Annotated in this window: 22 protein-coding genes; 6 read left to right on the top strand and 16 right to left on the bottom strand. The window is 71.9% G+C overall.

Features of this window, described 5'->3' with window-relative positions:
• Positions 1-16: 16 nt before the first annotated feature.
• From CP976_RS26320 to tsaB, 4 genes are read right to left on the bottom strand one after another with little or no spacing between them, the layout of a single operon-like run.
• On the bottom strand, positions 17-274 hold the full coding sequence (locus tag CP976_RS26320; protein ID WP_150482550.1) for a hypothetical protein: 258 nt from the start codon (positions 272-274) through the stop codon (positions 17-19).
• Positions 271-1377, bottom strand: coding sequence for a tRNA (adenosine(37)-N6)-threonylcarbamoyltransferase complex transferase subunit TsaD (tsaD, locus tag CP976_RS26315; RefSeq protein WP_150482549.1), 1107 nt, complete (start codon positions 1375-1377; stop codon positions 271-273). Before tsaD ends, CP976_RS26320 begins: the two co-directional genes overlap by 4 nt.
• On the bottom strand, positions 1370-1900 hold the full coding sequence (gene rimI, locus CP976_RS26310; protein WP_373304867.1) for a ribosomal protein S18-alanine N-acetyltransferase: 531 nt from the start codon (positions 1898-1900) through the stop codon (positions 1370-1372). Before rimI ends, tsaD begins: the two co-directional genes overlap by 8 nt.
• Positions 1897-2550 carry a tRNA (adenosine(37)-N6)-threonylcarbamoyltransferase complex dimerization subunit type 1 TsaB gene (gene tsaB / locus CP976_RS26305; RefSeq protein WP_150482548.1) on the bottom strand — a complete coding sequence of 218 codons (654 nt, stop codon included), beginning with the start codon at positions 2548-2550 and terminating at the stop codon, positions 1897-1899. The genes rimI and tsaB overlap by 4 nt, the downstream gene beginning before the upstream one ends.
• 137 nt (positions 2551-2687) lie before the next feature.
• On the opposite strand from tsaB, the gene CP976_RS26300 reads away from it, so the two are divergent.
• The gene (locus tag CP976_RS26300) at positions 2688-3245 is read left to right on the top strand and encodes a hypothetical protein (RefSeq protein ID WP_150482547.1); all 558 of its coding nucleotides are present in this window, start codon (positions 2688-2690) and stop codon (positions 3243-3245) included.
• Between the two features lie 720 nt (positions 3246-3965).
• Here CP976_RS26300 and CP976_RS43010 read toward each other — a convergent pair.
• The 7 genes from CP976_RS43010 to CP976_RS26275 all read right to left on the bottom strand — a co-directional run bounded on the left by CP976_RS43010 (position 3966) and on the right by CP976_RS26275 (position 10044).
• Positions 3966-4133, bottom strand: coding sequence for a hypothetical protein (locus tag CP976_RS43010; RefSeq protein WP_167537420.1), 168 nt, complete (start codon positions 4131-4133; stop codon positions 3966-3968).
• 142 nt (positions 4134-4275) lie between these two features.
• Positions 4276-4797 carry a tRNA (adenosine(37)-N6)-threonylcarbamoyltransferase complex ATPase subunit type 1 TsaE gene (gene tsaE / locus CP976_RS26295; RefSeq protein ID WP_150482546.1) on the bottom strand — a complete coding sequence of 174 codons (522 nt, stop codon included), beginning with the start codon at positions 4795-4797 and terminating at the stop codon, positions 4276-4278.
• Positions 4763-6022, bottom strand: a complete 1260-nt coding sequence (locus CP976_RS26290) for an alpha/beta fold hydrolase (protein ID WP_150482545.1) — start codon at positions 6020-6022, stop codon at positions 4763-4765. Before CP976_RS26290 ends, tsaE begins: the two co-directional genes overlap by 35 nt.
• Positions 6023-6145: 123 nt before the next feature.
• On the bottom strand, positions 6146-7315 hold the full coding sequence (gene alr, locus CP976_RS26285; RefSeq protein ID WP_150482544.1) for an alanine racemase: 1170 nt from the start codon (positions 7313-7315) through the stop codon (positions 6146-6148).
• A 59-nt stretch (positions 7316-7374) separates the two neighbouring features.
• Positions 7375-8070 (bottom strand): L,D-transpeptidase family protein, encoded by a 696-nt coding sequence (locus CP976_RS26280; protein WP_308430012.1) that lies wholly within the window; start codon positions 8068-8070, stop codon positions 7375-7377.
• A 39-nt stretch (positions 8071-8109) separates the two neighbouring features.
• Positions 8110-8262, bottom strand: a complete 153-nt coding sequence (locus CP976_RS44515) for a hypothetical protein (protein ID WP_308430011.1) — start codon at positions 8260-8262, stop codon at positions 8110-8112.
• Positions 8263-8583: 321 nt separating this feature from the next.
• On the bottom strand, positions 8584-10044 hold the full coding sequence (locus tag CP976_RS26275) for an NAD(P)H-hydrate dehydratase (RefSeq protein ID WP_150482543.1): 1461 nt from the start codon (positions 10042-10044) through the stop codon (positions 8584-8586).
• Positions 10045-10204: 160 nt separating this feature from the next.
• Here CP976_RS26275 and CP976_RS26270 point away from each other — a divergent pair, with 160 nt between their 5' ends.
• Positions 10205-11359, top strand: coding sequence for a hypothetical protein (locus CP976_RS26270; protein ID WP_150482542.1), 1155 nt, complete (start codon positions 10205-10207; stop codon positions 11357-11359).
• A 24-nt stretch (positions 11360-11383) separates the two neighbouring features.
• Here the strand turns inward: CP976_RS26270 and CP976_RS26265 are convergent, their stop codons facing one another.
• Complete coding sequence (locus CP976_RS26265) at positions 11384-12388, bottom strand: BtrH N-terminal domain-containing protein (protein WP_150482541.1); 1005 nt, start codon at positions 12386-12388, stop codon at positions 11384-11386.
• A 44-nt stretch (positions 12389-12432) separates the two neighbouring features.
• Positions 12433-12804, bottom strand: a complete 372-nt coding sequence (locus tag CP976_RS26260; RefSeq protein WP_150482540.1) for a holo-ACP synthase — start codon at positions 12802-12804, stop codon at positions 12433-12435.
• 104 nt (positions 12805-12908) lie between these two features.
• Between CP976_RS26260 and CP976_RS26255 the strand changes: the two genes are divergently transcribed.
• Together CP976_RS26255 and CP976_RS26250 are read left to right on the top strand one after the other, a co-directional pair.
• Positions 12909-13583, top strand: coding sequence for an ankyrin repeat domain-containing protein (locus CP976_RS26255; RefSeq protein WP_150482539.1), 675 nt, complete (start codon positions 12909-12911; stop codon positions 13581-13583).
• 92 nt (positions 13584-13675) lie between these two features.
• A complete protein-coding gene (locus tag CP976_RS26250) occupies positions 13676-14023 on the top strand; it encodes a hypothetical protein (protein ID WP_150482538.1) in 348 nt (115 codons plus the stop codon).
• Between the two features lie 57 nt (positions 14024-14080).
• Here CP976_RS26250 and glmS read toward each other — a convergent pair whose 3' ends face one another.
• From glmS to CP976_RS26235, 3 genes are all read right to left on the bottom strand, one after another.
• Positions 14081-15928, bottom strand: coding sequence for a glutamine--fructose-6-phosphate transaminase (isomerizing) (gene glmS, locus CP976_RS26245; protein ID WP_150482537.1), 1848 nt, complete (start codon positions 15926-15928; stop codon positions 14081-14083).
• Between the two features lie 96 nt (positions 15929-16024).
• Positions 16025-16834, bottom strand: coding sequence for an ABC transporter permease (locus tag CP976_RS26240; protein WP_150482536.1), 810 nt, complete (start codon positions 16832-16834; stop codon positions 16025-16027).
• The gene (locus tag CP976_RS26235) at positions 16831-17838 is read right to left on the bottom strand and encodes an ATP-binding cassette domain-containing protein (RefSeq protein WP_150482535.1); all 1008 of its coding nucleotides are present in this window, start codon (positions 17836-17838) and stop codon (positions 16831-16833) included. Before CP976_RS26235 ends, CP976_RS26240 begins: the two co-directional genes overlap by 4 nt.
• A gap of 173 nt (positions 17839-18011) precedes the next feature.
• Between CP976_RS26235 and coaA the strand changes: the two genes are divergently transcribed.
• On the top strand, positions 18012-19001 hold the full coding sequence (coaA, locus tag CP976_RS26230; protein WP_150482534.1) for a type I pantothenate kinase: 990 nt from the start codon (positions 18012-18014) through the stop codon (positions 18999-19001).
• A 32-nt stretch (positions 19002-19033) separates the two neighbouring features.
• Entirely contained in the window at positions 19034-19972 is a 939-nt protein-coding gene (locus CP976_RS26225; RefSeq protein WP_150482533.1) for a DUF389 domain-containing protein, read from the top strand.
• The last annotated feature ends 26 nt before the right edge of the window (positions 19973-19998 follow it).

Genomic DNA, 19998 nt, shown 5'->3' with positions numbered 1-19998 from the left:
TCCGGCCGGCCCGGAGTCAGGCGCCGCCGACCGACTCGAACCGCCACCGGTGCACGGCCCGTGTGACCAACTCCCCCTCCGGCTCCGGCAGTTCTGGCAGCTCGGCGTCGTAGGGGGCGTCCCACCAGGTGATGACGAGGACCCGGTCCTGGGGAGCGCGCAGGGTCTCCCGGCGCAGGGGTGCGCGGGGCAGCTCCTGCGCCCGGGCCCAGGCCAGCAGGTCCTCGCCCCGGCCGGGCACCGCCCGTGCCTCCCACATCATGGCGACCGTCACGAGTAGAGGTTCTCCTTGCTGATCTCGTGCACATGGTCGTGGTCGTGCCGGTGGCCCGGCACGTGCGGCTCCGTCACCGGCAGCGAGGAGTCCGCCGGCAGGTCCCAGCTCGACGCGGGCCGGTTCCGGGCCACCATCTCGGCGCCGAGCGCGGCGACCATCGCGCCGTTGTCCGTGCACAGCTTGGGCCGCGGCACCCGCAGCCGGATCCCGGCCGCCTCGCAGCGCTCCTGCGCCAGGGCGCGCAGCCGGGAGTTGGCGGCCACACCGCCGCCGATCATCAGGTGGTCGACGCCCTCGTCCTTGCAGGCCCGGACGGCCTTGCGGGTCAGCACGTCCACGACCGCCTCCTGGAAGGAGGCCGCCACGTCCCGCACCGGGACCTCCTCCCCCGCCGCCCGCTTGGCCTCGATCCAGCGCGCCACGGCCGTCTTCAGCCCGGAGAAGGAGAAGTCGTAGGCCGGGTCACGCGGACCGGTCAGCCCGCGCGGGAAGGCGATCGCGCCCGGGTCGCCCTCGCGTGCGTACCGGTCGATGACCGGGCCGCCCGGGAAGCCCAGGTTCAGCACGCGGGCGATCTTGTCGAAGGCCTCACCGGCCGCGTCGTCGATGGTCGCGCCCATCGGGCGGACGTCGGAGGTGATGTCCGAGGACAGCAGCAGCGAGGAGTGGCCGCCCGACACCAGCAGGGCCATGGTCGGCTCGGGCAGCGCGCCGTGCTCCAGCTGGTCGACGCAGATGTGCGAGGCGAGGTGGTTGACGCCGTACAGGGGCTTGCCGAGGGCGTACGCGTACGCCTTCGCCGCCGAGACGCCGACCAGCAGGGCACCGGCGAGGCCGGGGCCGGCGGTGACGGCGATGCCGTCGAGGTCGCGGGCGCTGACTCCCGCATCCTTCAGCGCGCGGTCGATGGTCGGGACCATCGCCTCCAGGTGCGCCCGGGAGGCGACCTCGGGCACGACACCGCCGAAGCGGGCGTGCTCGTCGACGCTGGAGGCGACGGCGTCGGCGAGCAGGGTGGTGCCGCGGACGATGCCGACGCCGGTCTCGTCGCAGGAGGTCTCGATGCCGAGAACGAGAGGCTCGTCGCGTGAGTCAGTCATTGATCTGGGTTCCTTGTACGGGAGCCGAACCCGCGGCGGAGCCGCTGTCGGGTTTCGTGGTCAGTCGCATCACCAGGGCGTCCACGTTCCCCGGCTGGTAGTAGCCGCGCCTGAAGCCGATGGCCTCGAAGCCGAAGCGCTCGTACAGCTTCTGCGCGCGGATGTTGTCCACCCGGCACTCCAGCATCACTTCGGCGCACTCGAAGGCGGTCGCGGCCCGCAGCAGTTCGGTGAGGAGCCGGCCGCCCAGCCCCGTCCCCCAGTACTCCCGGGTGACGGCGATGGTCTGGATGTCGGCCTGCTCGCCGGAGGAGGCGACACCGGCGTACCCGACGATCCGCTCCCCCTCCTCGGCCACGAGGTACTTCCGGCTCGCCTCCGGCCCGCGCGCATGGGCCAGCTCGGACCAGAACATGCCCCGCGACCAGGCGTCGTCGGGGAACAGGGCACGCTCCAGCTCCAGCACGGGGTCGATGTCCCACCAGCGCATCTCGCGCAGCACACACGTCTCGGACTCGGTCACTTGGGCGTGACCACCTTGTAGTTCTTGGGGACCTGGGCGTCGGGGCGGCGCAGGTACAGCGGCCGGGGCGCGGGGAATTCCTCACCCGCCGCCAGCCTCTCCGCGGCCAGCCTGGCTAGCGCGGCGGCGGACACGTGCTCGGGCTCGTGCGCCTGGGGGAAGGTGTCCGGGTACAGCAGCGCGCCCGCGCCGACCGCGGGCAACCCCGCGACCTGCTCGGCGATGTCGGCGGGCCGGTCGACGGCCGGGTCGGTGACGCGGGTGCGGGAGTCGGCGTAGCGCGCCCAGTACACCTCCTTGCGGCGGGCGTCGGTCGCCACGACGAACGGGCCCTCCAGGTCGGCGGCGTAGGCGAGGCCGTCCAGCGTGCACACGCCGTGCACGGGGACGCCGAGCGCGAGCCCGAAGGTCTCGGCGGTCATCAGTCCGACGCGCAGCCCGGTGTACGGGCCCGGACCGATGCCGGCGACGATCCCGGTGACGGCGTCGAGCTTCAGACCGGCCCCGGCGAGCACCCGGTCGATCGCGGGCAGCAGCAGTTCCCCGTGCCGGCGCGCGTCCACCTGACTCGACGAGGCGATGACGTCCCGGCCGTCGTGCAGCGCGACGGTGACGGCGGGTGTGGCGGTATCCAGAGCGAGCAAGAGCACGCAAACAGCCTACGGCTCCCCGGGGCCCGTGTCGGACGTACCTGGCGGGCCGTCACCTGCTGCTACCGTCACCTACCGTCACGGCGCGGCATACGCACCGTGCGCGACAGGGACGTACGACACGGAGGTGGGAGCCGGTGGCACTCAGCAGCTCGGGGATCGTGGCCGGGCTCACCGCCGCGGCCCTCGCGACGGTCGGCTACCTCGCCCACCAGGCGTCGCAGACCCTCCCGGCCGGTCTGGGCAGGTCACAGGCGGGCGCCGCACCGGCGGCGGGCGTCTCGAAGGCGCCGCCCCGGGCCAGGAAGGACCCCGCCGCACTGCCCGGCGATTCCGGCATGGGCGCACGGGTCGTGTACTCCCTGGGCGGCGACCGGGTGTGGCTGGTCGGCGAGGACGAGACGGTCACCCGTACGTTCGGGGTCCACCCGAGCGCGGTGGACCCCGCCCCGGGAAACTACTTGGTCACGTCCCGCTCGAACGCCATCACCGGCTCCGACGGCGTCCCCATCGAGCACGTCGTACGTTTCACCAGCGTGGACGGCGTGGTCATCGGCTTCAGCGCGGCCGTCACCGACCCGACCGCCGCACCGGCCCCGAACGTACGCACGGGCGGCATCCGCGAGTCACGCGAGGACGGCGAGGCGATGTGGACCTTCGCGACGATCGGCCGCAAGGTCGTGGTCGTCCGCTAGGCCACGACACCGCTCCGCAGTGCTCCGCCAGGGCGCAAGCCCGCGGTGCCACCGGGCCACCAGGCCGCCGAACTGCAAGGCGGCCGGACTGCTAGGCCCCGGTCGTGATCGTCCCCTGGGCGACTGGGATGCCGGACTGCTAGGCCGCAAGGCCGTGATCGTCCGCTCAGCCGTAGCCCGCAAGACCTCAATGCCATGGTCGGCCCCGGGCCGCCGGGCCACCGGGCCGCACGGTCATGGTCGGCCGCTAGGCCGCTCCACGGTGGCCCGCCAGGACGCAAGGGCGCCGGGCCACTGGGCCGCAAGACCGTGATCGTCCGCCAGGCCATTGGGCCGCCAGGCCACCGGGCTGCGAGGTCCCAGGTCGTGATCGTCCGCTGGGCCACTGGGCCGCCGGACTGCAAGGCCGCAAGGCCATTCGATCGCTAGGCCGCCGGGCCACCGGGCCGCAAGGTCATGGTCGGCCGCTAGGCCGCTCCACGGTGGCCCGCCAAGGCGCAAGAGCGCCAGGCCGCTGGGCCGCTGGGCCGTGATCGTCCGCTAAGCCACTGGGCCGCCAGGCCCCAGTTCGTGACCGTCCGCTAAGCCGCAGCCCGCAAGGCCGCAAGGCCGCAAGGCCGCAAGGCCGCAAGGCCGCAAGGCCGCAAGGCCGCAAGGCCGCAAGGCCGCGAGGCCCTGATCGGCCGCCGGGCCGCCGGGCCACCGGGCCATGGCCGGCCGCTAGGCCGCTTCGCGGTGGTCCGCCAGTGGCTCAGTGCGCTCCGGCTCGGGAGCCCGCGGTGGCGTGGAGATCAGTGCCGCCGCCTCGCCCGCCGCCAGCAGGTCCCGCATGGACACCCCGGCGACCGCGAACGGCAGCGGCTGCCCCTTGCTCTCTGTAGCCGACATGGACGCCTCCCGAAGGCGGGGCGGACGTAGTTAGGTACACCTAACTACGGACTGGATACCATGTGACCACGCACAAGACGCCGAACGCAACATTTTGCCGACGCCTTGTCGGAACGTTCATCAAAACACCACGCGGCGGGAGCTACGCCGCGAGCACGCTCAGGTCCGCCGAAGCCCAGCGTTCCCCCACACCGGTGATCGTCATGTGCCGGACCTCGTCGGTCGTGTCGCCCACCGCGCGGTGGATGACCACCTGGAGCCGGTCCTCGGTCAGCTCCTCCACCTTGCCCTCGCCCCACTCCACGACGACCACGGACTCGGGCAGCGAGACGTCGAGATCGAGGTCCTCCATCTCGTCAAGACCGCCGGACAGCCGGTACGCGTCGACATGGAGCAGCGGCGGCCCGTCGCCCAGCGAGGGATGCACCCGGGCGATCACGAACGTCGGCGAGGTGACGGCCCCGCGCACGCCGAGCCCCTCGCCCAGCCCACGCGTCAGTGTCGTCTTGCCCGCCCCGAGCTCTCCGCTGAGCATCACCAGGTCACCCGCGCGCAGCAGTTTCGCGAGCCGGCGGCCCAGCTCCCGCATCTGCTCGGGGGACGTGACGACGATCTGGACGGATCCGGACTCAGCCGGGTTGTGCGGTGCTGCTGGTGCTTCCATAACCCTTCACGGTAGCTCCTGCGGGCACGGCACCCGTGCGGGTGAGCAGGTCGGCGAGGCGGTCGGTGACCACTTCCGGGTGTTCCAGCATCACCAGGTGCCCGGCGTCCGGCACCAGCACCAGCTCGGCCTCCGGCAGCAGATCGGCGATCGCCTCGCTGTGCTCACTCGGCGTGACCAGATCCTGCACCCCGGCCAGGACGAGGACCGGCATGTCGGCGAAGTGGGCGAGCGCCTCGGTCTTGTCGTGGTCGTTGAACGCCGGGTAGTACTCGGCGACCACGTCGATGGGCGTGCTCTCGATCATCCGCTCGGCGAACCGGGCGATGGCCGGGTCGACGTCCCGGGAGGCGAAGGAGTACCGCTTGATGATCCCGGCGAACAGGTCCGCGGTCGCCCGGCGCCCCTTCTCCACCAGGTCGGCCCGCTGCCCCATCGCCTTCAGCACGCCGGGCAGCACCCGCCGCACCGCGTTGACGCCGGCCACCGGAAGCCCGTAGTTGACCTCGCCGAGCCGCCCCGACGACGTCCCCACGAAGGCCACCCCGACGACCCGCTCCCGGACCAGCTCGGGGTACTGGTCGGCCAGCGCCATCACCGTCATGCCGCCCATCGAGTGCCCGACCAGCACTATCGGCCCCTCGGGCGCGGCCGCGTCGATGACGGCCTTGAGGTCGCGGCCGAGCTGCTCGATGGTGATCGGCTCGTCCCGCCCCTGGGCCACGCCCCGCCCGGACCGGCCGTGGCTGCGCTGGTCCCAGTGGACGGTCCGTACGACGCCTCTGAGCGCCGCCCGCTGGAAGTGCCAGGAGTCCTGGTTGAGGCAGTAGCCGTGGCTGAAGACGACGGTGACGGGGGCGGGGGCCTTGCGGCCGAAGAGCCGGCGGCGGCGCGGGCCGAGGGCGGCGGGGGCGGCCTCCGGGTCGAGGTCGTCGACCTCGTAGTACAGCTCCGTGCCGTCGTCCGCGAACGCCTTGCCGGGCATGCCGCGCAGCGAGCCGTAGGGTCCCGCGGAGTCGAGGGCGAGCCGGGCCTTCTGGCGCATGCCCCGGCCGACCGTCATCCGCTCCAGGGCGACACCGGCGGCCGCGCCCGCGGCCACCACGCCTATCGCGACGCCGGCGATGCCGGTCGCCCGGCGCCAGCCTCCCGCCGCCCCCGCGGCGGAGGCCGCGACGGCCGCGGTGGCGGCGTTCGCGACGACCTCCGCGCTGCTCTCGCTCACGTACCGCTCCTCTTCGCCGGGGTGCTTCTGTGGATGCTCATGGTGCTGGTCAGGGTGCCTGGTACTGGTGCTTGTGTTGCCAGGGTGCCCGTTGTTCTTCGCGTGACCGGTCCTCTGTGCGAGTTACCCGTCCTGTTCCTCATTCACATAGACGCGAGGAACGCGCGTTCCGATCCGGGTCACGATCTCGTAGGCGATGGTTCCGGCCGCCTGGGCCCAGTCCTCGGCGGTGGGCTCGCCGCGATCGCCGGGCCCGAAGAGGACCGCCTCGGCGCCCGGCGCGGGCTCGTCGCCGCCCAGGTCGACCACGAACTGGTCCATGGCGACCCGCCCCGCGATCGTGCGCCACTTGCCCTCGACCAGGACGGGCCCGGCCGAGGAGGCGTGCCGCGGGATGCCGTCGGCGTAGCCCAGCGGGACGAGGCCGAGGGTGGTCTCACCGGACGTCACGTACCGGTGGCCGTAGCTGACGCCGTGCCCGCCCGGCACGTGCTTGACCAGGGCGAGTGAGGCGGACAGCGTCATCACCGGGCGCAGTCCGAAGTCGGCCGGGGTGCCGAGCTCGGGGCTGGGCGAGATGCCGTAGGTGGCGATGCCGGTGCGGACCAGGTCGAAGTGGCTCTCGGGGAGCGTGAGCGTGGCCGGCGAGTTGGCGATGTGCCGGACCTCGGGGCGGGCGCCCTGCTCCTCGGCGTACGCGACCATCTCCCGGAAGCGGCCGAGCTGGGCGGCGATGGAGGGATGGCCGGGTTCGTCGGCACAGGCGAAGTGCGACCAGAGCCCCGTGACGCGCAGGAGCCCCTCGGCCTCGGCGCGCAGCGCCTCCCGGACCAGCCCGGCCCAGTCGTCCCCGGGCTGGCAGCCGCCCCGCCCGAGCCCCGTGTCGGCCTTGAGCTGCACCCGGGCGGGCCGCCCGGCGAGCCGGGCCGCCTCGGTGACCTCGGCCAGGGCCCACATCCCGCTGACGGACACGTCGAGGTCCGCCTCGATCGCCTCGCGCCAGGGCCCGCCCGGCGTCCACAGCCAGCACATGATGCGGCCCGGCAGCCCGGCGGCCCGCAGGGCGAGGGCCTCCTCGGGCGTCGCCGTGCCCAGCCAGTCCGCCCCGGCGGCGACGGCCGCGCGGGCACACGGCACAGCCCCGTGGCCGTACGCCTCGGACTTCACGACGGCCATCAGGGCCGCGCCCGGCGCGTGGGCACGCAGCGCCCGCACATTGGCCCGCAGGGCGGCCAGGTCGATCTCCGCGCGGGCGCGCAGGGGCGCGGTCCGCGGGGCTGTTCTCTCGCTCATCGCGCCCAGTGTCTCAGAGGGGCCCGACACGCCCGAGGCGGCGGCCCCGCCGGGGGCTGCTACGTCCCGGGCCTGCGCCCCCACACGAACACGCGGTCACCCTTCTTCAGCACGCTCCACAGCCTCCGCGCGTCGGGGACGGAGAGATTGACGCAGCCCATGGAGCCGACGGTGGTGTTGAGACTGCCGTAGACACCGTGGAAGGCCTGCCCGCCGCTGAAGAACTGGGAGTACGGCATGGGCGTGTTGTACAGCGTCGACCAGTGGTTCTTGTACCGCCAGTAGACCCTGTGCCACCCGGCCCGGGTCCGGTACCCGGCCCGCCCGCTGCGGATCGGGACGGCCCCGAACACGACTTTGCGCCCCTTCTGCACCCAGGTCAGCTGCCGGCTGAGATCCACACACGCCACGGGGTGGCTCCGCACCGGGCACCGACCGGCGGCATTGGGGTTCCGGCGCGCCGACAGGTACTGCATCCGGGCCCATGTCACGGGCCCGGCGAACCCGATGGCCGGTTTGATCCCCTGACTCACCTGGAACGCCCGGACGGCCCGGCAGTCGGCCGCCGACTGTCTCCCGTCCACCCTCAGCCCCAGCCACCGCTCGACCTGCCGCTGATACGGCCCGGTCTTCCCGGTACAGCTCACCCGCGCGACCGCCTCCCCCAACGGCACGTACTCGACGAGCGCGTACGTCCCCTCCACCGCCCTGCGCGGCTCGACGGCCTCCTCCGCGGCCGACGGCGTGTACACCACCGGCGGCAGCGCCTGGTCGGGCGTGTCGACGGACCAGGGCTACGCGGGCCCCGGAGCGACGCCCGGGACCAGCTCGCCCAGGGGCCCCGGGGCGGGCGGTACGGGAGCGGCACCGGCGACACCGGCGGGCAGCGCGGTCACAGCGGCGAGCAGGAGGGCGAGGGCGCGCCCGGCGGTACGTCTGCTGGTCATGCGAGCAGAGAAACGGGCTGCCGGGGCGGCCCGGAGTTGCCGCGCGGCCGGGTCCCCCGGACAGCCCGCACCTGACAACGGCGCTCAGGCCTCTCAGCCCGTCCGGCGCTTGAGGACGAGGCCGTCCAGGCCGAAGCGGGGGCCCGGGGACGGCAGCCTCCGGATGCGGGACCCCCCCCCAGCCACCCGCACCCGCCAACGGCGCTCAGCCACTCTCAGCCCGTCCGGCGCTCGAGGACGAGGCCGTCCAGGCGGGAAGCGGGGGCCCGGGGGCGGCAGCCCCCGGATGCGGGCCCCCAGCCACCCGCACATCCGTCTCACTCACCCCAGAACATTCCGCCAGGCCTCAGGAACAGCCGCCGCCACGTCATGCGCCCCCACCGGCGCCCCGTCCGCCGCCAGCCTCCCGGCCAGCCCGTGCACATACGCCCCCACACTCCCCGCGTCCACCGCGGAAAGCCCCGCCGCCAGCAACGACCCCGCCAGCCCCGACAGCACGTCCCCGCTCCCCGCCGTGGCCAGCCAGGACGTCCCCGTCGGATTGACCCGCACCGCACCGCCCCCCGAGTCGGCGACCAACGTCGTGGACCCCTTCAGCAGCACGGTCGCCCCGTATCGCCCCGCCAGCTCCCGCGCCGCCGCCAGCCGTCCGCCTTCGACCTCCGCCCGGTCGACCCCGAGCAGCGCCGCCGCCTCCCCGGCATGCGGCGTCATCAGGGTCGGCGCCCGCCGTGCCCGTACGATCCCCGCCTCGGCCAATCGCAGCCCGTCCGCGTCGACCAGCACCGGGACGTCCGCCGCCAGCACCTCCCCGACCGTCGCCGCGTCGTCTCCGGCCCCCGGCCCGACGACCCACGCCTGCACCCGCCCCGCGTGCTTCGGCCCCTGGTCCGACACGAGCGTCTCGGGGAACCGTGTGAGGACGGCGTCACCGGCCGGCCCGACGTACCGCACGGCCCCGGCCCCGCCCCGCAGCGCCCCGGCGACGGCGAGCACGGCGGCCCCGGGATAGCGCGCGGACCCGGCGGCGATGCCCACGACACCCCGCCGGTACTTGTCGCTCTCGGCCCGCGGCAGCGGCAGCAACCGCGCCACGTCCGCGTGCTGCAACGCCTCCAGCTCCGGCTCGGCCGGCAGCTCGAGACCGATGTCCACCAGCCGCACCGACCCCGCGTACTCCCGGGCCGGATCGATCAGCAGCCCGGGCTTGTGCGTTCCGAACGTCACCGTCAGATCGGCCCGGACCGCGACGCCGCGCACCTCCCCGGTGTCGGCGTCGACCCCGCTCGGCAGATCGACGGCGACCACGGCGCCCCGCGACCGCTCGGCGGCGGCGGCCAGCGGCACCGCGTCCGGCCGCAGCCCGCCCTTCCCACCGATCCCGACGATCCCGTCGACGACGAGATCCGCCCGCTCGACCAGCTCCTCGACGCCCTGCGCGCCCCCGTCGGCACCTCCGGCCCCACCGGCGACCACGACCCGCCCCCCGGCCCGCCGCAGCGCCGCGAGTCCCCCGGCGTGAGCCCGCTCCGGCGCGAGCAGCACCGCCGTCACACCGGCCCCGCGCCGGGCCAGCCGGGCCCCGGCGTACAGCGCGTCACCCCCGTTGTCCCCGCTCCCGACCAACAGCACGACCCTGCTCCCGTACACCCGCCCCAGCAGGTCGGCGCAGGCCGCGGCGAGTCCGGCGGCGGCGCGTTGCATCAGCGCCCCCTCCGGCAGCCGCGCCATCAGCTCCCGTTCGGCGGTCCTGACCGTGTCCACGCTGTACGCACTACGCATGCGGTCGAGTTTCCCGTAGGACCGCCCGGCCACTCCCCCGTATCTCGCGCAACTGCGGACCGTGTCGCATCCATTGACGCTTTGCCTGCCCTTTGCCAGACTCACCGGCCGCGCAGAAAGCGCTTTCACACCCCCCACATTCGACGAAACCGAGGCCACCATGGGACGCAGAGCCGCATTCCTCGCCGCCGCCGGTGCCACCGCCGTCCTCACCGCCGCCGGCACCCTGACCGCCCCCGCCACCGCAGCCCCCACGCGAGCGGCTGCCTGCGGAGACGGCTCCTTCCAGGCCGAGGCCGTGCAGAACGGCGGCAACTGGACCGCCCGGCGCGGCGGCAGCACCGTCTACACCGGCACCGACATGCGCGCCGCCGTCCAGGCGGCCGTCAACAGCCTCACGTCGGGCCGCACCTCGAAGGAGCGGGTCGTGGTCCGCGGCTCGGGCTCGATCTCGGCGGGCTCACGCATCTCGCTCCCGAGCTACACCGTCCTCGACGTCTGCGGCACCATCAACGTCACCGGCAGCGGCTCCGGCGACCAGGCGCCGGTCTACTCCCGCGGCACCCGCGACGTCGAGGTCCAGAACCTCAAGCTCACCGGCACCCCGCTCTACGGCATCTTCCTGCGCAACGTCCAGAACGTCGTGCTCGGCCAGATAGACATGCGCCTCTCCCGCGGCCTGGGCATCCGCATCGACAACCGCGGCGACACCAGCCAGTGGACGCGCAACGTCCGCATCGACAACGTCTACGTCTCCGGCGCGTCCAGCCACGCCGTCGAGACCTACGGCGTCGACGGCATCACCATCGGCACGGTCACCGCCCGCAACGTCGGCGAGTCCGGCCTGCTGCTCAACCAGACCATCAACGCCAACGTCACCAAGGTGGACGCGGAGAACGCGGGCACGGGCACCGGCTACGCGGCCTTCCGCATGGCCAACCGCAACGGCCGGGTCGGCAGCGGCTACCCGACCAACATCCGGGTCGGCGAGGTCATCGCGCGCGGCGGCGGACGCGGGGTGTTCTGCGTGTCGGAGAGCGGCGGGGCGACGATCAACAAGGTGACGATCTCCAACACCGGCAACAACTCGGTTCTGATCGAGAACTGCTACAACGTCAACCTCGCGGCCCAGAGCGGCACGATCTCGGGCGGCGGCGAACTGCGCCTGGCCGCCCGCTCGGAGTTCCCGAACAACAAGGACATCACCATCCAGAACCTGACGGTCACCAACTCGGCCATCAGGGAGAGCCCCTGCGGCGAGAACACGACATTCCGCAACATCACGCGGGTGAACAGCAGCCAGACCATCTGCTGACGCCCGCCCGCGAAGCCCTCGCCCTCACCCGGCGGGGGCTTCACCGCGCAGGCGGCTCAGCGCCTCCATGGCTTCGCGTTCGATGCGCGCGATGTCGCGCAGGACGGTGCCTGCCCGTCCGAGGTACTGCTCATCGCCCGACTCACCGGCGTCCGTGATGAGCGCCGCGACGTCCGTCCACAAGCCGGCCGCTTCCGAGTACAGCCTGTGGCCGGTGCGCAGGTGACCGCTGTCGAGGAGCTGGGCGCATTCGGCGAGGAAGTCGCGGTAGAGGTTGCGGAACAGAGCACCGCCGGTGCCGGCCTTCTCCATCAGCAGGGCGGCCTGCGGCAGGTCCCGCCGGGGGGCGTCGGTGCGCCGGAGCCAGCCGGGTACGAGCTTCCCGGCCTTCTCGATGCCTCGGTGGCCGAGATTGGCGATGGGCGGGTCGAGGAAGGCGTCGGCGCATTCGGTGACGGCCGGAACGATCCGGCTCTCCAGGGAGGGCACCTTCCCGGCGGCGGTGAGCGTGAAGGACCGGTGCCTGGCGGTCATCGGTCCGCGCGCGGCCCTGGCCCGGGCGAGGCCGCTCAGGCTCGTGGTCACCGCTCCGCCCTGCTGGTCGGTGTCCACCAGGTGGGCGTCGTGCTCGTCGTAGCCGTACAGGGCGACGACGTGACCGCCGAAGTGCACCTTCGAGGTGAAGTAGTCCAGGTGGTAGCTGTCGAGCTGGAGCCCTACGGGACGGCCGGCGTCGATGGCGCTCGCAACGTTCTCCCATCCCTTACGGGCCGAGCCGGTCTCCTGGACCGCGAGCTCCAGCCCCAGCCTGGCGGCCAGGTTCCTGGTGAGCTCGAAGGGCTTGACCCGCCCGCCGAGGAAGGGAAAGTCCATGTTCTTGCTGTCCCAGTAGATGAAGGACAGCCCGGACCCGAGACCGAAGAGCATGGGCTCGGACAGATCGAGTCCCTGGTGCCGCAGCAGCACGCCCAGAGCCGACGTCTCGCAGTGCTGCGTACCGCGAGGTTCGACGCCCTCCACCGTGGTCATGCCAAGCCCTCCGACGCGCTACTGTCGAGTCCCCGCGCCACCCGTCACCCCTCAGCGATCACAACGGCCGAGGCGACACCCGCGTCATGGCTCAGGGACAGATGCCAGGACCGCACCCCCAGCTCGGCGGCCCGCGCCGCCACGGTCCCGGTCACCCGCAGCCAGGGCTGCCCACTGTCCTCGACACACACCTCGGCATCGGTCCACAACAGCCCGGGCGGAGCCCCGAGCGCCTTGGCCAGGGCCTCCTTGGCAGCGAACCGGGCAGCCAGGGAGGCGACCCCCCGGCGCTCCCCGCTGGGCAGCAACAACTCCCGCTCCACGAACAGCCGCCCGGCCAACGCGGGCGTACGCTCCAGCGACGCCGCGAACCGATCGATCTCGGCGACGTCGATCCCGACCCCGATGATGCTCATGCGCAGCACCCTACGGCGAGACTCCGCCGCCTTCGGCCTCGACGGCGGCGAGAGGGCGTGCCGGACGCCGCGAGGCAGGCGGGACTTTGCGGACACCCCCTAGCATGATCGGCATGGAATGGGACGGCGTCACCGACCGCGAGCGCTACGGGGACTGGTACCTGAAGGAGCGGGACCGGTTCTCGGACCTGGCCCGGGACGCCGACTGGGACGGCCTGTTCGGGGAGCTGGTGAAGAATCCCGAGCGGGTCAATCTCGCCCGCCCCGGGAACCGCAGCGGGTTCGCCCCGCTGCACCAGGCCGCCTGGCACGGCGCCACGGTCGCGGTCGTCTCCCGGCTGATCGCGCACGGCGCCTGGCGCACGCAGCGCACCCGGGACGGACGGCGCCCGGTGGACATCGCGCGGGAACGGGGTCACACGCATCTGCTGGAACTGCTGGAGCCGGTCGCGGTGCGGCAACTACCCGCCCCCGCCGACGCGTTGGAGCGCCACTTCCACGCGATGCTGCGGGAGCGCACCGGCAGCTGCTTCGACGAGATCGAGCACCTCCTGCCACCGCTGTCCCCCCTGACGGAGGGTCTGGACGTGCGGATCTTCTTCCGCGTGGTCGGCATGATGGGCGGCTTCCACTACCGCCTCCACGCGGACATCGTGCACGTGAACGGCAGCTCGCGGATGGACGGCGACAACGGGGACTTCTACCACGTGACCCCCGACGGCTGGACCAAGCTCCCCTACAGCCCCAAGCCGCCGCCGCCCTGGAACTTCCCCTGCTGAACCCCTGAACGTGAACTCCCCCTCCCCCTTGTACAGTTCGCGATGACCGCGATGTGCAAACTGCATCGCACACAACGGGAGGACGCACCACCATGAAGTTCAAGTCGCTGGGGACCGCGGCCACTTCGATAGCTCTCTTCGCAACGGCCCTCACCGGCACCGTCGCGACCGCCGGCACCGCCGCCGCGGCCCCGCCGAAGGACTGCAGCAAGGCGATCGTCAACGTCAAGGCCAAGGAGACCGTCAAGGTCCGCACCTCGCCGAAGACGAGCGCCACCGCCCTCGGCATCTGGGGCAAGGGCAAGCGCGGCGGGATCTGCAACGACGGCAAGGCCTACAAGGGCGGCTCGTACAAGGCCTGCGGCAAGAAGAGCAACATGTGGTACTACGGCGGCGACAAGGTGAACGGCTGGGTCCCGAAGACCTGCATCAACTGGTAGTCACCAGCCGCACAGGGGCGAACGGCGACCGGCCGTTCGCCCCTCTCCGTCGCTCCGCTACTCCACCGTCACCGACTTCGCCAGGTTCCGGGGCTGGTCCACCTCGTTCCCGCGAGCCGTCGCCAGCTCACACGCGAACACCTGGAGCGGCACTGTGGCCACGAGCGGCTGGAGCAGCGTGGGCGTGACCGGTACCCGGATCAAGTGGTCCGCGTACGGCACCACCGCCTCGTCCCCCTCCTCCGCGATGACGATCGTCCGCGCGCCCCGCGCCCGGATCTCCTGGATGTTGGACACGATCTTGTCGTGCAGCACGGACCGCCCGCGCGGCGACGGCACCACGACGACCACCGGCAGATCCTCCTCGATCAAGGCGATCGGCCCGTGCTTCAGCTCCCCCGCCGCGAACCCCTCGGCGTGCATGTAGGCCAGCTCCTTGAGCTTCAGCGCGCCCTCCAGCGCCACCGGATACCCCACGTGCCGGCCGAGGAACAGCACCGTGTTCTTCGAGGCGAGCGTGCGCGCCAGCTCCCGCACCGGCTCCATCGTGCCCAGGACCTGCTCCACCGCGCCGGAGATCGAGGACAGGTCGCGGATCACCGCCCGGATCTCGTCACCCCACTTGGTGCCCCGCACCTGGCCCAGGTACAGGGCGACCAGATAGCAGGCGACGAGCTGCGTCAGGAACGCCTTGGTGGAGGCGACGGCCACCTCGGGACCGGCGTGCGTGTACAGCACCGCGTCCGACTCGCGCGGGATCGTCGAGCCGTTGGTGTTGCAGATCGCCAGCACCTTGGAGCCCTGCTCGCGGGCGTGCCGCAGCGCCATGAGCGTGTCCATGGTCTCGCCGGACTGGGAGATGGCGATGACGAGGGTCTGCGCGTCCAGGATCGGGTCCCGGTACCGGAACTCACTGGCCAGTTCCACCTCGCACGGCAGGCGCGTCCAGTGCTCGATGGCGTACTTGGCGATCATCCCGGCGTGGAAGGCCGTACCGCACGCGACGATGACGACCTTGTCGATCTCCCGCAGCACCCCCGCGGGGATCCGCACCTCGTCCAGGGTCATCGAACCGGAGCCGTCGATACGGCCCAGCAGCGTGTCGGCGACCGCCTTGGGCTGCTCGGCGATCTCCTTGAGCATGAAGTAGTCGTAGCCCCCCTTCTCCGCGGCCGACGCGTCCCAGTCGACGTGGTACGAGCGGACGTCGGCCGGGCGGCCGTCGAAGCCCGTCACCGTCACGCCGTCCCGGCGCAGCTCCACCACCTGGTCCTGGCCCAGCTCGATCGCCGACCGGGTGTGGGCGATGAACGCGGCGACGTCCGAGGCGAGAAAGGCCTCGCCCTCTCCGACGCCCACCACCAGCGGCGAGTTGCGCCGCGCGCCCACCACCACGTCCGGCTCGTCGGCGTGCACCGCGACCAGCGTGAAGGCGCCTTCCAGCCGCCGGCACACCAGCCGCATCGCCTCGGCGAGGTCCGCGCACGACGAGAACTCCTCGGCGAGCAGGTGCGCCACGACCTCGGTGTCGGTCTCGGAGGCCAGCTCGTGCCCCCGTTCCTCCAATTCGAACCGCAGCAGGGCGAAGTTCTCGATGATGCCGTTGTGCACCACCGCGACCCGGCCCGCGTTGTCGATGTGCGGGTGGGCATTGGAGTCCGTCGGTCCGCCGTGTGTGGCCCACCGGGTGTGTCCGATGCCCGTCGTACCTGTCGGCAGTGGTTTGCCGTCCAGTTCCTTCTCCAGGTTGAGGAGCTTGCCGGCCTTCTTGGCCGCCGCCAGCCCGCCGTCGGCCAGCACGGCGACGCCCGCCGAGTCGTACCCCCGGTACTCCAGCCGCTTCAGCCCGGCCATCACGACCTCGAGCGCCGACTGCGGTCCCACGTATCCCACGATTCCACACATGGGCGGCAGCTTAGGGTCCATGACCGCGCCGAACCGGCCGTAGCGTGCCCGGAATCGGAAATTCCCACCGGGGTACGAAGGCCTGACCCCTCGATCTCACGCCTTCGCCCGATAGGCCCTCATCGCCAGCGGATAGAACACGAGCGCGATCCCCGCCGCCCACACCAACGACCACAGCACCGGCTCCGCCACCGCCCCGCCGAGCAGCAGCCCGCGGAAGGCGTCGGACAGGTGCGTGACCGGGTTGACGTCGCTCCACGCCTGGAGCCAGCCCGGCATGGTGTCGACGACGACGAAGGCGCTGCTGGTGAAGGTGATCGGGAAGATGAGGGTGAAGGCGAACGCCTGCACCTTCTCCGCGTCACCGGCCAGCATCCCGATCAGTACCGCGCACCACGACACGGCCGCGGCGAACACCACCACCAGCAGCACGCCGAGGAGGAACCCGTCGAACCCGCCGGTGACGCGGAAGCCGAGCGCCAGTCCGAGGCCGATCATCAGCAGCATCGCCCACACGTGCTTCGCGAGGTCGGCCGTGATCCGCCCGATCAGCGGGGCCGAGCGCGCGATGGGCAGGCTGCGCAGCCGGTCGAAGACACCTTTGGTGAGGTCGGTGTTGAGCGCCATCGCCGTGTACATCGTCATGAACAGGGTGTTCTGCACGATGATCCCGGGCAGCGCGTACTTCAGATACGCGTCGGGCGATCCGGCCATCTGCCCGCCCAGCACGTAGGTGAACAGGAACACGAACATGATCGGCGTGATGCTGTAGTCGACCAGTTCGAGCGGGTTGTGCTTGACGGCGACCAGGCTCCGCCAGGCCATCGTGAAGGTCTGCCGCACTCCGGCGAGGGGCGGCACGCGGCCCGACGCGGTGACGGGCGCGGTGATGGTGGTGGCGGTCATGACCGGCTCACCGCCTTCTCCAGCTCGTCGTCCTCCTGGACGGCCGCGCCGCCGTTCTGCTCGGGCTCGCCCGGTTCGGCGCGGTGGCCGGTCAGGGCGAGGAAGACCTCGTCGAGCGAGGAACGGCGCAGGGCCAGCTCGCCCACCGCGATCCCCTCCCGGTCCAGGGCACGCACGACGGCCGGCATCAGCTCGGGGTCCTTCACCGGCGCGGTGATCATCTCGCCCTCGATCCGGGCTTCCGGCCCGGCGGCCCCGGCCACCAGCGCGTGCGCCCGCGTGAGGTCCTGCCCGAGGATCGGCCGGAGCTCCAGCACCTGGCCGCCGACCTGGGCCTTCAGCCGGTCCGGCGTGCCCTCGGCGATCACCCGGCCCTTGTCGATCACCACGATGTCGTCGGCGAGCACATCGGCCTCGTTCAGATACTGCGTGGTCAGCAGGGCGGTCGCACCGTCCGCGACCAGGCCGCGCAGCATGTCCCACAGCTCACCGCGGCTGTGCGGGTCGAGGCCCGTGGTCGGCTCGTCGAGGAAGAGGATGCGGGGCCGCCCCACCAGGCTTGCCGCGAGGTCCAGGCGCCGGCGCATGCCTCCCGAGAACGTCTTCGCGGCCCGGCCGGCCGCGTGCGTCAGCTGAAAGCGCTCCAGCAGCTCCCCCGCCCGCGCCTTCGCCTCCCGCCTCGGCAGGCCCAGCAGCCGGCCGATGAGCAGCAGATTCTCCGTGCCGGTCAGGTTCTCGTCGACCGCCGCGTACTGCCCGGTCAGCCCGACCATGGCCCGCACGACCCCGGCCTCCCGGACCACGTCGTGGCCGGCCACCCGGGCCGTGCCCCCGTCCGGGCGCAGCAGCGTCGCGAAGATCCGCACCGCGGTCGTCTTGCCCGCACCGTTGGGGCCCAGCAGCCCGAGCACCGTGCCCTTGCGGGCCGCCAGATCGACACCGGCCAGCGCCTCGGTCTCCTTGAACCGTTTGACCAGACCTTCCGCCTCTATCGCATACGTCATGGGTCACCCCTCGGCGTTCCTGGACCCCGGCCTGGGCCCACCCTTCCCACAACTGTGACGCACGCCACTGACATTCCTCCCCTTGGCCGGTTTTCTCCCAAATAGGACGACCTAAGGACCCTGCGTGACGGATCCCACCTCACGGTCCGTTCGTACGCCCGTAACAATGGACTGTGATCTCTCCGGTCTCCTCGATACCCCGGAGCGCCCACCGGCAGCGGCCGGAGGCGACTCCCTACGTCGACCTCACCCGAGCCGAGTGGAGCGCGTTGCGTGACAAGACGCCGCTGCCGCTGACGGCCGAGGAGGTCGAGAAACTGCGCGGTCTCGGCGATGTCATCGACCTCGACGAGGTCCGGGACATCTACCTCCCGCTCTCCAGACTCCTCAACCTCTACGTCGGTGCCACGGACGGCCTCAGAGGAGCGCTCAACACCTTCCTCGGCGAGCAGGGCTCCCAGTCCGGCACCCCGTTCGTCATAGGAGTCGCCGGGTCGGTCGCCGTGGGCAAGTCGACGGTCGCCCGGCTCCTCCAGGCCCTGCTCTCACGCTGGCCGGAACACCCGCGCGTCGAACTGGTCACCACCGACGGCTTCCTGCTGCCCACCAAGGAGCTCCAGGCCCGCGGCCTGATGTCGCGGAAGGGATTCCCCGAGTCCTACGACCGCCGCGCGCTGACCCGCTTCGTCGCCGACATCAAGGCCGGCAAGGACGAGGTCACGGCACCCGTCTACTCCCACCTGATCTACGACATCGTCCCCGACAAGAAGCTCACGGTCCGCCGCCCCGACATCCTGATCGTCGAGGGCCTGAACGTCCTCCAGCCCGCCCTCCCCGGCAAGGACGGCCGCACCCGGGTCGGCCTCGCCGACTACTTCGACTTCAGCGTCTATGTCGACGCCCGCGTCGAGGACATCGAGCACTGGTACCTCAACCGCTTCCGCAAGCTGCGCGCGACCGCGTTCCAGAACCCGTCCTCGTACTTCCGCAAGTACACCCAGGTCTCGGAGGAGGAAGCCCTCGACTACGCGCGGACGATGTGGCGCACGATCAACCGGCCCAACCTGGTCGAGAACATCGCCCCCACCCGCGGCCGCGCCACCCTCGTCCTGCGCAAGGGCCCGGACCACAAGGTGCAGCGCCTCAGCCTGCGCAAGCTGTGACGTCCAGGGCAAAGACCGGTTAGATAGCCGTCATGCTCCACTTGCGCCTGATCACGCCGTCCGAGAAGACCGACGACGTAGTGCGGCTGATCGACAAGACGGTCGGCACCACGCACCTCGTCGTGCTGCCGGACGCCGCCCGCGACCCCGCCGGGGACGTCGTGATGTGCGACGTGGCGCGCGAGGCGGGCGACGAACTGCTCACCGGCCTGCGGAAGCTCGGCATCGACACCAGCGGCTCCATCGCCGTCGAGGCCATCGACCTGTCGCTGTCCGAGCGGGCCGACCAGGCCGAGGCCGACGCACCCGGCGAGGGCGCGGACGCGGTCCTGTGGGAGCATCTGACCGACGCGACGCACGAGGAGTCGACCCTCTCCGCCACGTACCTCGCGTTCATCACCCTCGCCACGATGATCGCGGCCTGCGGTGTCGTCCTGGACAACGCGATCCTGATCGTGGGCGCCATGGCGGTGGGCCCGGAGTTCGGCCCGCTCGCCGGCCTCTGCACCGCGATCGTCCGCAGCAAAGCACGCCTGGCCCTGCGCTCGCTGGTCGCCCTCCTGGTGGGCTTCGCTGTGGCGATGGCGGTGACGGTCGGCTTCAGCCTCTTCATGGACGCGGTCGACCTGTTCAGCGAGCGGCAACTGATGGCGGACCGCCCCAACACGGGCTTCATCTACGCCCCCGACTGGTTCTCGTTCGTCGTGGCGGTCCTGGCCGGCATCGCCGGCACGCTCTCCCTGACCTCCGCCAAGTCGGGCGCCCTGGTGGGCGTGGCCATCTCGGTGACCACGATCCCGGCAGCCGCGAACGCCGCCGTAGCCCTCAGCTACGGCGACATGAACCAGACCTGGGGTTCCACGGAACAACTCCTGCTGAACCTGCTGGGCATCATCGTCGCCGGCACGCTGACCCTGCTGGTACAGAAATGGCTCTGGTCCACACAGCGCCGGCAGGTCGGTAAGCCTTAAGGGGCGCGGGGAACTGCGCGACAAGC

The organism is Streptomyces coeruleorubidus, assembly GCF_008705135.1.
Lineage (GTDB): Bacteria > Actinomycetota > Actinomycetes > Streptomycetales > Streptomycetaceae > Streptomyces > Streptomyces coeruleofuscus.
The sequence above is the reverse complement of the archived record's forward strand: the minus strand, read 5'-3'. Positions and strand labels throughout refer to the sequence as shown.

Bases quoted from the DNA above. Each gene is read 5' to 3' on its own strand.
- tsaD (WP_150482549.1), bottom strand. From the start codon at position 1,377: ATGACTGACTCACGCGACGAGCCTCTCGTTCTCGGCATCGAGACCTCC.
- CP976_RS43010 (WP_167537420.1), bottom strand. From the start codon at position 4,133: ATGTCGGCTACAGAGAGCAAGGGGCAGCCGCTGCCGTTCGCGGTCGCC.
- tsaE (WP_150482546.1), bottom strand. From the start codon at position 4,797: ATGGAAGCACCAGCAGCACCGCACAACCCGGCTGAGTCCGGATCCGTC.
- alr (WP_150482544.1), bottom strand. From the start codon at position 7,315: ATGAGCGAGAGAACAGCCCCGCGGACCGCGCCCCTGCGCGCCCGCGCG.
- CP976_RS44515 (WP_308430011.1), bottom strand. From the start codon at position 8,262: ATGACCAGCAGACGTACCGCCGGGCGCGCCCTCGCCCTCCTGCTCGCC.
- CP976_RS26275 (WP_150482543.1), bottom strand. From the start codon at position 10,044: ATGCGTAGTGCGTACAGCGTGGACACGGTCAGGACCGCCGAACGGGAG.
- CP976_RS26270 (WP_150482542.1), top strand. From the start codon at position 10,205: ATGGGACGCAGAGCCGCATTCCTCGCCGCCGCCGGTGCCACCGCCGTC.
- CP976_RS26265 (WP_150482541.1), bottom strand. From the start codon at position 12,388: ATGACCACGGTGGAGGGCGTCGAACCTCGCGGTACGCAGCACTGCGAG.
- CP976_RS26260 (WP_150482540.1), bottom strand. From the start codon at position 12,804: ATGAGCATCATCGGGGTCGGGATCGACGTCGCCGAGATCGATCGGTTC.
- CP976_RS26255 (WP_150482539.1), top strand. From the start codon at position 12,909: ATGATCGGCATGGAATGGGACGGCGTCACCGACCGCGAGCGCTACGGG.
- CP976_RS26250 (WP_150482538.1), top strand. From the start codon at position 13,676: ATGAAGTTCAAGTCGCTGGGGACCGCGGCCACTTCGATAGCTCTCTTC.
- glmS (WP_150482537.1), bottom strand. From the start codon at position 15,928: ATGTGTGGAATCGTGGGATACGTGGGACCGCAGTCGGCGCTCGAGGTC.
- CP976_RS26240 (WP_150482536.1), bottom strand. From the start codon at position 16,834: ATGACCGCCACCACCATCACCGCGCCCGTCACCGCGTCGGGCCGCGTG.
- CP976_RS26235 (WP_150482535.1), bottom strand. From the start codon at position 17,838: ATGACGTATGCGATAGAGGCGGAAGGTCTGGTCAAACGGTTCAAGGAG.
- CP976_RS26225 (WP_150482533.1), top strand. From the start codon at position 19,034: ATGCTCCACTTGCGCCTGATCACGCCGTCCGAGAAGACCGACGACGTA.